At 69.9% G+C, this 12349-nt stretch carries 11 protein-coding genes and 1 tRNA gene; 3 read left to right on the top strand and 9 right to left on the bottom strand.

Annotation, left to right across the window (positions count from 1 at the left end):
• Positions 1–46 precede the first annotated feature (46 nt).
• The 3 genes from rpoB to rplJ form a co-directional block, all read right to left on the bottom strand.
• A complete protein-coding gene (rpoB, locus tag C1701_RS13210; RefSeq protein ID WP_030104484.1) occupies positions 47–3541 on the bottom strand; it encodes a DNA-directed RNA polymerase subunit beta in 3495 nt (1164 codons plus the stop codon).
• Between the two features lie 714 nt (positions 3542–4255).
• Positions 4256–4639: a 50S ribosomal protein L7/L12 gene (rplL, locus tag C1701_RS13205; protein ID WP_026419531.1), complete on the bottom strand. Its 384-nt coding sequence runs from the start codon at positions 4637–4639 to the stop codon at positions 4256–4258.
• Positions 4640–4708: 69 nt separating this feature from the next.
• On the bottom strand, positions 4709–5242 hold the full coding sequence (rplJ, locus tag C1701_RS13200) for a 50S ribosomal protein L10 (RefSeq protein ID WP_026419532.1): 534 nt from the start codon (positions 5240–5242) through the stop codon (positions 4709–4711).
• Positions 5243–5644: 402 nt separating this feature from the next.
• Between rplJ and C1701_RS13195 the strand changes: the two genes are divergently transcribed.
• Positions 5645–6892 carry a hypothetical protein gene (locus C1701_RS13195; protein WP_035273677.1) on the top strand — a complete coding sequence of 416 codons (1248 nt, stop codon included), beginning with the start codon at positions 5645–5647 and terminating at the stop codon, positions 6890–6892.
• 97 nt (positions 6893–6989) lie between these two features.
• On the top strand, positions 6990–7424 hold the full coding sequence (locus tag C1701_RS13190; protein WP_026419534.1) for a hypothetical protein: 435 nt from the start codon (positions 6990–6992) through the stop codon (positions 7422–7424).
• A gap of 93 nt (positions 7425–7517) precedes the next feature.
• Here the strand turns inward: C1701_RS13190 and rplA are convergent, their stop codons facing one another.
• The 4 genes from rplA to C1701_RS13170 all read right to left on the bottom strand — a co-directional run bounded on the left by rplA (position 7518) and on the right by C1701_RS13170 (position 9689).
• Positions 7518–8237, bottom strand: coding sequence for a 50S ribosomal protein L1 (gene rplA, locus C1701_RS13185; protein WP_026419535.1), 720 nt, complete (start codon positions 8235–8237; stop codon positions 7518–7520).
• 94 nt (positions 8238–8331) lie between these two features.
• Positions 8332–9117 carry a transcription termination/antitermination protein NusG gene (nusG, locus tag C1701_RS13180; RefSeq protein ID WP_026419536.1) on the bottom strand — a complete coding sequence of 262 codons (786 nt, stop codon included), beginning with the start codon at positions 9115–9117 and terminating at the stop codon, positions 8332–8334.
• A gap of 72 nt (positions 9118–9189) precedes the next feature.
• Positions 9190–9582 (bottom strand): preprotein translocase subunit SecE, encoded by a 393-nt coding sequence (gene secE, locus C1701_RS13175; RefSeq protein ID WP_026419537.1) that lies wholly within the window; start codon positions 9580–9582, stop codon positions 9190–9192.
• 34 nt (positions 9583–9616) lie between these two features.
• A tRNA-Trp gene (locus C1701_RS13170) sits at positions 9617–9689 on the bottom strand.
• A gap of 311 nt (positions 9690–10000) precedes the next feature.
• On the opposite strand from C1701_RS13170, the gene C1701_RS13165 reads away from it, so the two are divergent.
• The gene (locus C1701_RS13165; protein WP_026419538.1) at positions 10001–11242 is read left to right on the top strand and encodes a pyridoxal phosphate-dependent aminotransferase; all 1242 of its coding nucleotides are present in this window, start codon (positions 10001–10003) and stop codon (positions 11240–11242) included.
• Positions 11243–11311: 69 nt separating this feature from the next.
• Here C1701_RS13165 and C1701_RS13160 read toward each other — a convergent pair whose 3' ends face one another.
• Both C1701_RS13160 and C1701_RS13155 read right to left on the bottom strand, forming a co-directional pair.
• Complete coding sequence (locus C1701_RS13160; protein ID WP_026419539.1) at positions 11312–11740, bottom strand: MaoC family dehydratase; 429 nt, start codon at positions 11738–11740, stop codon at positions 11312–11314.
• The gene (locus C1701_RS13155; RefSeq protein ID WP_051314184.1) at positions 11737–12222 is read right to left on the bottom strand and encodes a MaoC family dehydratase N-terminal domain-containing protein; all 486 of its coding nucleotides are present in this window, start codon (positions 12220–12222) and stop codon (positions 11737–11739) included. Before C1701_RS13155 ends, C1701_RS13160 begins: the two co-directional genes overlap by 4 nt.
• Between the last annotated feature and the right edge of the window lie 127 nt (positions 12223–12349).

Raw genomic sequence — 12349 nt, 5'->3', positions numbered from 1 at the left:
CCGTGACGGCCTGGTGGGGGCGGCTGTCGGAGGTGAGCAGCGCGGGTCAGTTCACGACGTCGTCGACGGAGGGCGACTCGGACCGTGACAGGTTGATTCCGAGGTTGGCGGCGGCACGTTCGAGGTCCTCGTCGTCACCGTCGCGCATCTCGATCGCAGCGCCGTCACTCGACAGCACCTCCACGTTGAGGCACAGCGACTGCAGCTCCTTGAGCAGCACCTTGAACGACTCCGGAATACCGGGCTCCGGGATGTTCTCGCCCTTGACGACCGCCTCGTAGACCTTGACCCGGCCCAGGACGTCGTCGGACTTGATGGTGAGCAGTTCCTGGAGCGTGTACGCGGCGCCGTAGGCCTGCATGGCCCAGCACTCCATCTCACCGAAGCGCTGACCACCGAACTGCGCCTTACCACCGAGCGGCTGCTGGGTGATCATGGAGTACGGGCCGGTGGACCGGGCGTGGATCTTGTCGTCCACCAGGTGCGACAGCTTCAGGATGTACATGTAGCCGACCGCGACCGGGTACGGGTAGGGCTCGCCACTCCGGCCGTCGAACAGCTGCGCCTTGCCGTCCGCCTTCACCATCCGCTCGCCGTCCCGGTTGGGCAGCGTCGAGCCGAGCAGACCGGTGATCTCGTGCTCCTTGGCGCCGTCGAAGACCGGCGTCGCGGTGTTGGTGCCGGGGTCCGCCTGCCGCAGGTCCTCCGGCAGCTTCGCAGCCCACTCCGGGTCGCCCTCGACGCTCCAGCCCCGTTTGGCGATCCACCCGAGGTGGGTCTCGAGGACCTGGCCGATGTTCATCCGTCGCGGAACACCGTGGGTGTTCAGGATGATGTCCACCGGCGTGCCGTCGGGCAGGAAGGGCATGTCCTCGGCGGGGAGGATCTTGCCGATGACGCCCTTGTTGCCGTGCCGGCCGGCGAGCTTGTCGCCGTCCTGGATCTTCCGCTTCTGGGCCACGTACACGCGGACCAGCTCGTTGACCCCGGGTGGCAGCTCGTCCTCGTCCTCCCGGCTGAACACCCGGATCCCGATGACCTTGCCGTTCTGGCCGTGCGGCACCTTCAGCGAGGTGTCGCGGACCTCCCTGGCCTTCTCACCGAAGATGGCGCGCAGCAGGCGCTCCTCCGGCGTCAGCTCGGTCTCGCCCTTCGGGGTGACCTTGCCGACCAGGATGTCGCCGTCCCGCACCTCGGCGCCGATGCGGATGATGCCCCGCTCGTCCAGGTCGGCCAGCACGTCCTCGGAGACGTTCGGGATGTCCCTGGTGATCTCCTCGGCACCCAGCTTCGTGTCCCGGGCGTCGATCTCGTGCTCCTCGATGTGGATCGAGGTGAGCACGTCGTCCTGCACCAGGCGCTGGGACAGGATGATCGCGTCCTCGTAGTTGTGCCCCTCCCACGGCATGATGGCCACGAGCAGGTTCTTGCCCAGCGCCATCTCGCCGTTCTCGGTGCACGGGCCGTCCGCGATGACCTGACCGACCTCGACGCGGTCGCCCTCGGAGACGATCGGCTTCTGGTTGATGCAGGTGCCCTGGTTGGAGCGGCGGAACTTGTGCAGCTTGTAGGTCTGCCGGGTGCCGTCGTCGGCCATGACGGTGACGTAGTCGGCGCACAGCTCCTCGATGACACCGGCCTTCTCGGCCACCAGCACGTCACCGGCGTCGACCGCGGCCCGCAGCTCCATGCCGGTGCCGACCAGCGGGGACTCGCTGCGCAGCAGCGGCACCGCCTGCCGCTGCATGTTCGCGCCCATCAGCGCGCGGTTGGCGTCGTCGTGCTCCAGGAACGGGATCATCGCCGTGGCGACCGACACCATCTGCCTCGGCGACACGTCGATGTAGTCCACGCCCTCCGGGCTGATGAACTCGACCTCGCCGCCCTTGCGGCGGACCAGGACGCGCTCTTCGAGGAAGTTGCCGTCGTCACCCACCGGCGCGTTGGCCTGCGCGATGACGAAGCGGTCCTCCTCGTCGGCCGTCAGGTAGTCCAGCTGGTCGGTGACCCGACCACCCTCGACCTTGGCGTAGGGGGTCTCGATGAACCCGAACGGGTTGACCCGCGCGTAGGAGGAGAGGGAGCCGATCAGACCGATGTTCGGGCCTTCCGGCGTCTCGATCGGGCACATCCGGCCGTAGTGGCTCGGGTGCACGTCGCGGACCTCCATGCCCGCGCGCTCCCGGGACAGACCGCCGGGTCCCAGCGCGGAGAGCCGGCGCTTGTGCGTCAGCCCCGCGAGCGGGTTGGTCTGGTCCATGAACTGCGAGAGCTGGGAGGTTCCGAAGAACTCCTTGATCGCGGCGACCACCGGCCTGATGTTGATCAGGGTCTGCGGGGTGATGGCCTCGACGTCCTGGGTCGTCATCCGCTCGCGGACGACGCGCTCCATGCGGGAGAGCCCGACCCGGATCTGGTTCTGGATCAGCTCGCCCACGGTGCGGAGCCGCCGGTTGCCGAAGTGGTCGATGTCGTCGACCTCGACGGGGACCTCGGTCGCCTCCTCGCCCTCACCACTGGTCATCCTGGTGTCGCCGGCGTGCAGCCGGACCAGGTACTCGATGGTGGTGACGATGTCGTCCTCGGTCAGCGTGCCGGACTCGACGGGCAGGCTGAGGCCGAGCTTCTTGTTGACCTTGTAGCGGCCCACCTTCGCGAGGTCGTACCGCTTGTCCTTGAAGAACAGGTTCTCCAGCAGCGTCTGCGCGCTCTCCCGGGTCGGCGGCTCGCCGGGCCGCAGCTTCCGGTAGATGTCCAGCAGGGCCTCGTCCTGCCCGGCGGTGTGGTCCTTGTCGAGCGTGGCGACCAGGGTCTCGCTGAAACCGAACCGCTCGCGGATCTGCTCGGTCGTCCAGCCGAGGGCCTTCAGCAGGACGGTGACCGGCTGGCGGCGCTTGCGATCGATGCGGACACCGACGGTGTCGCGCTTGTCCACGTCGAACTCCAGCCAGGCGCCCCGGCTGGGAATGATTTTGACGTTGTAGACGTCCTTGTCGGTCGTCTTGTCGACCGCGTGGTCGAAGTAGACGCCGGGAGAACGAACCAACTGGGATACAACGACCCGCTCGGTGCCATTGATGATGAACGTGCCCTTGTTCGTCATCATCGGGAAGTCACCCATGAACACCGTCTGGCTCTTGATCTCGCCGGTGGTGTTGTTGGTGAACTCCGCGGTGACGAACAGCGGGGCCGCGTACGTCATGTCCTTGTCCTTGCACTCCTCGACGGAGGCCTTGACCTCGTCGAAGCGCGGGTCGGAGAAGGAGAGGGACATCGAACCGGAGAAGTCCTCGATCGGGGAGATCTCGTTGAGGATCTCCTCGAGGCCGCCGACGGGGGCGTCCTCTCCGGCGTCGATGCGGCGCTGGAACCATTCGTCGGCCCCGGTGAGCCATTCGAACGACTGGACCTGGAGGTCCAGCAGGTCGGGCACCTCGAGCGGCTCACGGATCTTCGCGAACGAGACCCGCTTGGGTGCCCCGGGTATCCCCGACGTGGAGTTGGTCGCAGCAGTGGCCTTGGTCGCGCGGGAGACTGCCAAGATGCGTCCTTCCAGGGACTGGTAGCTGGCTAAGCAGCGGCGCTAGCAGCCGGCTAACACAGCTGTCAAGGGTGCAGTGGTGCCCGCATCCTACGCCCGAAACCAGGGCAAGCAGGAACGAGGGCAGCGCAAAGAAGCAGTCTAGCCGCGAAGAGGGCGACTGTCGAGTGGGGGCCGCCAGCCCGCCACTCGCGTTGCTAACAGACTGACCGCGGGAGGGCGCTCAGTCAAGACGCTTCGCCTCGATCACCCCTGTGGTGGAACGTGGTGTTACGACTCGTGACCACGGACGGTCCGCGCGACTGGCCCGCCCATCTGGTGCTTCCGATCTTATTTGGCAGCGCCGACAGGATGCCACCCCTCGCTCCGCCGCGACACCCGGGGCCGCCCGCTCCGGGACCCGCACCCAGCCACCGGGTCCGAGGAGAACCACTGGCCAGCGCCGCCCCCGGTTCGCCCCGGATCGGGACGCGCCCGAGGACGACTGGCCGAGAGTGAGACATTGCTCACGTTGGGTGGGCCGACTCGGGGGGGGCTGTCGCTCCCCGCGCGCGTCCCGCGACGGCGGGTAGGCCCCGCCGACGGGGGCGACGCCGGCCGGGCCGTCACGCCGTCACCCGGACGAAGCACCAGCCCAGACACGCCGAAGGGGTGGCCCCGTCACGTGACGGAACCACCCCTGGGCGGGTGAGCGGCGGCCCTCGGCCGCCGGCATCACTTCACGCTGACGGTCGCGCCAGCGGCCTCCAGCTTCTCCTTGGCCTGGTCGGCCACGTCCTTCTTGACGCTCTCCAGGATCGGCTTCGGCGCGCCCTCGACCAGCTCCTTGGCCTCCTTGAGGCCCAGGCCGGTGACGACCTCGCGGACGACCTTGATGACCTGGATCTTCTTGTCGCCGGGGGCCTCGAGGACCACGTCGAACTCGGTCTTCTCCTCGACGGCCTCGGCGGGGGCGGCCGCGGCACCGGCCGGCGCGGCGGCGGCGACGGCGGCGGTGACCTCGAACTTCTCCTCGAACGCCTTCACGAAGGCGGACAGCTCCAGCAGGGTCATCCCGCCGAAGTGCTCCAACAGCTCCTCGTTGGTCAGCTGCGCCATGGTGACGTCTTCCTTCCTAGCTCGGGGCGACCTGGTCCTCCAGGGCGCTGGGGGTTGGGGTGAGGGCGGTCAGCCCTCGGCCGGGCTGTCGCCGGCCTTCTTCTCCTCGAGGGCGGCCGCGAGGCGGACCATCTTCGAGGCGGGCGCGGCGAACACCGCGGCGGCCTGGGCCAGGTTCGCCTTGAGGGCGCCGGCCAGCTTGGCCAGCACGACCTCGCGGGACTCGAGGTCCGCGATCTGGTTGACCTCGTCCACGGACAGCGCACGGCCGTCCATGTACCCGCCCTTGATGACGAGCGCCTTGTTGTCCTTCGCGAAGTTACGCAGTGCCTTCGCGGCGTCGACGGGCTCGCCCTCGACGAAGGCGATCGCGGTCGGGCCGATGAACAGGTCGCTGAGACCCTCGATCCCCGCGTCCTCGGCGGCGCGCTTCACCAGCGTGTTCTTCGCGACCCGGTACGTGGCGCCCTCGCCAAGAGCGCGACGCAGCTCGGTGAGCCGCTCCATGGACAGACCGCGGTACTCGGTGATCACCGCGGCGGACGAGTTGCGGAACCGGTCGGAGATCTCGGTAACCGCGTCGACCTTGTCGGTCCTTGCCATGTGTCGCCTCCTCTCTCTAGCTGAACGGACAGCTCGGGTCTGCTGGTTGACAGCCAGACCCCGGAGACGACGAACGCCCCGGCGCAGGGCACGGGGCGCGAACGTACGTGTGCGACGCACACGGGAAACTTGCCTCGTCCTCCTGCGCGGGCCGCCCACGTGCTGCGGGGCCTTCGTCCAGCACCTGCGGGCAGGGGCTGAAGACCAGCGGTCTTGGGTGGAACTCGCACGAGTCTACCCAAGCCGGGACCTGCCTCGCGCCCACCCCCGACGAACGGGCCGCCCCCCGGCCGCGCCGCCCACCCCGGCACGCCGACGCGGCCTCCGAGAGCCGTCGGCACGGCCGCGGAGGGGATCCCCAGGGCACTCCACGCGGTCGCTCGGACACGGCATGATGACGGAGTGGCTGATCAGCACCGGCCGGACGAACCGTCCGGCGAGCTCGTCCCCCGCACGCCGCCGCCCTCCCCGGCGCCGAGGGCACCGGGCCAGGGCGCTGAGCCCGGCCCGCCGGAACGCACACGGCCGCTGCCGGAAGCCGCGCCGGCGAACCCCACCCCTGGCGCGGAGCTGAGCCACGACGAGCGCCAGCGGTACGAGCAGTTCCAGCAGTTCCAGGACTTCCAACGGTTCCAGGAACACCAGCGGGCCCAGCGGGACGCCGACCCGGGCGGCCCCTGGCCCCCGTGGCTGAAGCGCTTCCTCCGGCGGCGCTGGGTCCGCAGGATCGCCCTCCTGCTCCTCGTCCTGTTCCTGCTGTCGCTGGCGAGGGACCACTTCTTCGGGACCGGCGGGGACCAGTACGGCGGGGAGAGCCCCGGTCTCGGTGCCCGCCGACCGGTCTTCTCCTCCAACCCCTCGGAGAGCGTGATCGGGGTGTACAGCAGGATCGCCGCGCCCGAGGCGGAACAACAGCGCAGCGCCTGCACCCTGTTCACCGAGGAGGCGGCGGCCCAGTTCGCTCGGAACAACGACGCGGAGGACTGCCAGCACGCCGCCGTCGCCCTCGCCGCAACGGTGACCACCCCGATCGCCTACGCCGACCCCACCCAGGCCAGTCCCGCCGTCGCCGCCGACATCAACGGCGTGGACGGCTCCAGCACGGAGGTGAGTTCGTGCGACGACCTCGACGTGCGCGGTGGGCCCCCGTTGGGGGTGTTCGAACTCGAGCTGCGCGACGACGGCGGCTGGGTCATCGCGGGGCACCGCGATGAGGACTCGTGCTCCCCGCCGGCGGCGCCGCCCTCCGGCTCGCCCGCGCCGTCGGCCGACGGCGCCCCGCCCGCCACGGTCGACGGCCAGGGCCCGGAGGCCACGGTCCGGGAGCTGTACGCGCTGGTCGCGGAGAACCGGTCCAGGGAGGCCTGCCAGTTGCTCGTCGGCCGCGCGAACGACGCCTTCCGCGCCAACCACCGCACCATGTACTGCCACCTCGCCGTTGAGGAGCTCGCGGGCCAGGTGACCGACCCCGACGCCTACTCCGACCCGGGGTTCCCCGACGAGTACCGGGAGCCGCCCGCCGGCGGCGGGACCACCATCAGCTCCTGCCGACTGGAGGTGGTGGGCGGCCCCCGACTCGGCGCCCTCGACCTGGAGCAACGGTCGGACGGTCGGTGGCTCGTCGTCGACCACCACGCGGAGACCTGCTGACCGAGGCCCCTCCGGGCCACCCCGGTGCCTGCCGATCGCCGGGGGTCCGGAGTGCATCATTGATCGGTACCCAGGCGATTCGGGGGAGGCTAGCTACATGAGCGCGTCGGAACAGTGGCCGGTGGAGAACGAGTGGGCGACGAGGGAACTGCACTGGCACGCCTACGTGGAGGAACAGTCGATGGCCGCCGCGCGGTCGCGGCGCGAGCGGCTCGAAGGAGAGCCCGACCAGGTACTCCTCACCCCCAAGGACGTCGCCACCTGGCTGGACACCCAGCTCAAGCGCGCCACCGCGCCGGCGAACAAGGAGACGGGCAAGCGCGCCAAGGACGACCGCGACTTCGGCGACTCGTTCCGGGTCCACGAGTCCCTCGCCTCACGCGGGGAGTCCATCTACACCGGGATCCGGCTGGACACCACGTTCGCCGTGGAGGCCGTGAGCCCGACGGACTGCTCGCTGGGGGACCACGCCAGGCCGGTCACGCCGCTGAAGACCGCGAAGCGCCGGGGGAACGCGGGAAGCGGGAACTGACCCGTCCCACCCAGGCCCACCCGCCGGCACGACGAACGCCGCCCCGGCCGGTGGCTGGAGCGGCGTTCGATGCCGGTGACGCGGGCGCCTGGATCAGGCGGCGGCCTCGTCGGTCAGCAGGTTGCGGGTCCGGTTCGGGTCGACCGGGATACCGGGGCCCATCGTCGTGGAGACGGTGATCTTCTTGAGGTAGCGGCCCTTCGCGGCGGACGGCTTGGCCCGCAGGATCTCGTCGAGGGCGGCGGAGTAGTTCTCCACCAGCTTCTCGGCCTCGAAGGACACCTTGCCGATGATCAAGTGCAGGTTCGCCTGCTTGTCGACGCGGAAGTTGATCTTCCCGCCCTTGATCTCGTTGACGGCCTTGGTGACGTCCGGCGTCACGGTGCCGGTCTTCGGGTTCGGCATCAGGCCGCGCGGGCCCAGGATGCGGGCGATGCGGCCGACCTTCGCCATCTGGTCGGGCGTCGCGATCGCGGCGTCGAACTCCAGCCAACCGCCCTGGATGCGCTCGATCAGGTCCTCGGCCCCCACGACATCCGCGCCGGCGGCCTCGGCCTCGGCGGCCTTGTCGCCCGTCGCGAACACGATCACCCTGGCGGTCTTGCCCGTACCGTGCGGGAGGTTCACCGTGCCACGGACCATCTGGTCGGCCTTGCGAGGGTCGACACCGAGCCGGATCGCGACCTCGACGGTGCCGTCCAGGCGAACCTTGGAGGTCTCCTTGGCCAGCTTGGCGGCCTCCAACGGGCTGTAGAGGCGGTCGCGGTCGATGAGCTCCGCGGCCCGCTGGTAGGCCTTGCTGCGCTTTGCCATGTCTGTTCCTTGTCTGCTGGATCAGTAGTGGTGTCGGGCGAGCGCTCGCCCTCCCACGCGGTCAGAACGACCGAGCGTACTCCCCGTCGTGCGCTCAGATCTTGGCGACCTGGCTGAACGACAGTTCAACCGGCGTCTCGCGCCCGAAGATCGAGACGAGGACCTTGAGCTTCTGGGCGTCGGGGTTGACCTCGCTGATGGTGGCGGGCAGCGTCGCGAACGGCCCGTCCATCACGGTGACGGACTCGCCGACCTCGAAGTCGACCTCGATCGTCGACTTCGACGGCTGGGCACCCGTCGCCGCCCCAGCCTTGCCGGGCTTGGTCTCCTCCACCTGCGGTGCGAGGAACTTGAGCACCTCGTCCAGCGTCAGCGGGGACGGGCGCGAGGTGGCACCGACGAAGCCGGTCACCCCGGGGGTGTTGCGCACCGCGCTCCACGAGGCGTCGTTGAGCTCCATCCGGACCAGGATGTACCCGGGCAGCACCTTGCGCTGCACCTGCTTGCGCTGGCCGTTCTTGATCTCGGTGACCTCTTCGACCGGCACCTCGACCTGGAAGATGAAGTCCTCGACGTCCAGGGTCTGCACCCGGGTCTCCAGGTTCGCCTTCACCTTGTTCTCGTAGCCGGCGTAGGAGTGCACGACGTACCACTCGCCGGGGGCGCTGGCCAGTGCCGCGCGCATCTCGGCGACGGGATCGTACTCAGCCTCCTCGTCGACGGCCTCCGCCTCAGTCGGAAGCTCGGTGCCCTCCGCGGCGGTGTTCTCGACGGCCTCGGCCCCCGACGTCTCCTGTTCGGAGCCCTCGGACGCCGCCGCGGCGGTCACCTGCTCGTCGGACGAGCCGGTCTGGTTCTGGCCGTCCTCATGGGAGGTCACAGTCGGTCTCGCTTCCTCTCGTGCTCGTGCGCCTGACCCGGCGGACCGCACGGCCCACCCACGGGACCGCTGTCAGCCGAACAGCCAGAGCACACCCTGGCTGAAGGCGATGTCCAGTCCCGCCACCAGCGTCACGACGAAGGATACGAAGACCAGCACCACCAGCGTGTAGGTCACCATCTGACGGCGCGTTGGCCAGATGACCTTGCGGAGCTCGGCCACGACCTCACGGAGGAACCTACCGATCCGGCGCGGGAAGGACGGGCGCTTGCCGCTCTCGTCCCTCGCTCGCGTGGGACGGCCCTTCCCGGCGTCCGAGGACCCGGCCGAGCCACCAACACCCTCGGCGCGGTCCTTCCGACCGGACGGGCGTGCGGCTGCCCGGCGCGCACGACGCTCAGCGGCACTGGAGGGGCGCTCGGCGTCGCCACCCTCGCCCCGCTGCTGCTCGCGGTCCTCGCTCACGCCTGGTTCCTCCGCTCGCCGTCGATTCTCGACGCAGGGGTGACAGGACTTGAACCTGCAACCTGCGGTTTTGGAGACCGCTGCTCTGCCAATTGAGCTACACCCCTTTGCGGTGGACCCCACCGGTCACCCGGTATGACCACCACAGTTCCAAGACGCCGGACAGCCTCCCACGCGACTTGCGGGAGGGCAAGCAGGAATCTCAGTGCGCGCAGTCTATTGCACTGAGGGTGGATTTCTCCAACTTCCGAGGTCAGGAGGGGTTTTCGCAGCGCGAAACACGGTTTTCCGCCGCAGAACCACCCTCACCGGCCCCTAGCTGTCCACGACACCCCGCCGGCCGGCTCCGACACCGGGCAGGGGTCCACCCCTCGGGCGGGCGAAACGTCCCTCGACCTGGTCTGACACCATCTGGGGTATGGCCGTACCCGAACCCAGCACCGTACCCGCCCCGTCCTCCCGCCCCCGCGTCTCGGCGAGAGTCGGGGGCATCAGCGAGTCCGCCACGCTGGCGGTGGACGCCAAGGCGAAAGCGCTGCGCGCGGCAGGACGTCCGGTGATCGGGTTCGGCGCGGGCGAGCCCGACTTCCCCACCCCCGAGCATGTGGTCACCGCGGCCCAGGAGGCCTGCGCCGATCCGAGGAACCACCGCTACACGCCCGCCGCGGGACTCCCGGAACTTCGCGAGGCGCTCGCGGCCAAGACGCTGCGGGACTCCGGGCTGGCGGTCGAGCCCTCGCGGATCCTCGTGACGAACGGCGGCAAGCAGGCCGTCTACCAGGCCTTCGCCGCGCTGCTCGACCCGGGTGACGAGGTGTTGCTGCCCGCCCCGTACTGGACCACCTACCCGGAGGCCATCACCCTCGCCGGCGGCGCTCCCGTCGTCGTCCCCACCGACGAGACGACGGGCTACCTGGCCAGCGTCGAGCAGCTCGAGGCGGCCCGCACCCCGAACACGAAGGTGCTGCTCTTCTGCTCGCCGTCGAACCCGACGGGCGCCGTCTACCCGAGGGAGCAGGTGGAGGCGATCGGCCGGTGGGCCGTCGAACACGGCATCTGGGTGGTCGCCGACGAGATCTACGAACACCTGACCTACGACGGGGCCAGCGCGGTGTCGATGCCGGTCGCCGTCCCAGAGCTGGCCGACCAGTGCGTGATCCTCAACGGCGTCGCCAAGACCTACGCGATGACCGGCTGGCGGGTCGGTTGGATGATCGGGCCGCAGGACGTGATCAAGGCCACGTCGAACCTCCAGTCGCACCTGACGTCGAACGTGTCGAACGTCTCGCAGCGCGCCGCCCTCGCGGCGGTGAGCGGACCGCTGGACGCCGTGCACGAGATGCGTGCCGCCTTCGACCGCCGCCGTCGGACGATCGTCTCGATGCTGTCCGCCATCGAGGGCGTGCGCTGCCCCGTTCCCCAGGGAGCGTTCTACGTCTACCCGTCGGTGAAGGAACTGCTCGGTCGCGAACTGCGGGGCAGCACCCCCCGCTCCAGCGTCGAACTGGCGGAACTGGTCCTGGAACACGCCGAGGTCGCGGTGGTGCCGGGTGAGGCCTTCGGGACCCCCGGGTACTTCCGGTTCTCCTACGCGCTCGGTGACGCCGACCTGGAGGAGGGCGTGGGCCGCGTCGCCGCGCTGCTCGGCGAGATGCGCTGAGCCGTCACGGCGCGGCACCACCTACCCGCGCCAGGGGACCCGCTCCCGGGGCCCCTGGCGCGTTCCGCATCAGTCGGCCAGGCGAACCCGGGCGACCGCCTTGCCGAGGACGCTCTGACCCTCGCTGCGGGCCGTGATGGTGACCCTGGCCACGCCGGCCTCGTCGACGCCGGTCACCTTGCCCGTCAACTCCACGAGCGCGCCCTCCTCGGTGTCGGGCACCACCACCGGCCTGGTGAACCGGACGCCGTACTCGATCACGGCTCCGGGGTCGCCCGCCCACTCACCGACGAGTCGCGCGCCCTGCGCCATCGTGAACATGCCGTGGGCGATCACGTTCGGCAGCCCCACGTCGCGGGCGAACCGCTCGTTCCAGTGGATGGGGTTGAAGTCCCCGGAGGCGCCCGCGTAGCGGACCAGCCGCTCCCTCGTCACCCGCACCCGCAGTTCGGGGAGCACGGTCCCGCTGGAGACCTCCGACACACTCGGGCGGTTCACGCCGACACCCCTTCCGCCTCGGCCGCCGTCGCGCGGCCGGCCGTTCCCCGTGCGACGAGCATGGTGCGAGCCGTGACGACGGCCTCACCGCCCTCGGTGGTGACCTCCGACCTGAGGGTCAGGAACTCGTTGCCGGCCCGGCTGGACACGGCGTCGACGTGTGCCGTCACCACGAGCCTGTCCCCCGCCCTGATGGGGCGGTGGTGTTCGAAGCTCTGGTCGCCGTGGACCACGGTGCCGTAGTCGAGCCCCAGCTCCGGATCGGTCACGATGACCTCGTTCGCCCGGACCGAGAGCAGGAACGCGAACGTCGGCGGCGCGATCACGTCAGGGTGGCCGGCGGCCCTGGCCGCGGCCGGGTCCCGGTACACCGGGCTCGGATCCCCCACCGCGTCCGCGAACTCCCGGATCTTCTCCCTGCCGACCTCGTACGGATCGGTCGGCGGGTAAGCACGTCCAACAAACCTCTGGTCAAGCCCCACGGCGGCCACCGTAGCCGAGACCGCAGCACGGCCGGTCCGGCGGTCCTGGTCCTCGACGCCCACCGGGCCGTCCCTGGTACCGGAATGACGAAAGGACCCGACCCCGTGGGGTCAGGTCCTTCGTGAG

The organism is Actinoalloteichus sp. AHMU CJ021, assembly GCF_002895405.1.
Lineage (GTDB): Bacteria > Actinomycetota > Actinomycetes > Mycobacteriales > Pseudonocardiaceae > Actinoalloteichus_B > Actinoalloteichus_B caeruleus.
The sequence above is the reverse complement of the archived record's forward strand: the minus strand, read 5'-3'. Positions and strand labels throughout refer to the sequence as shown.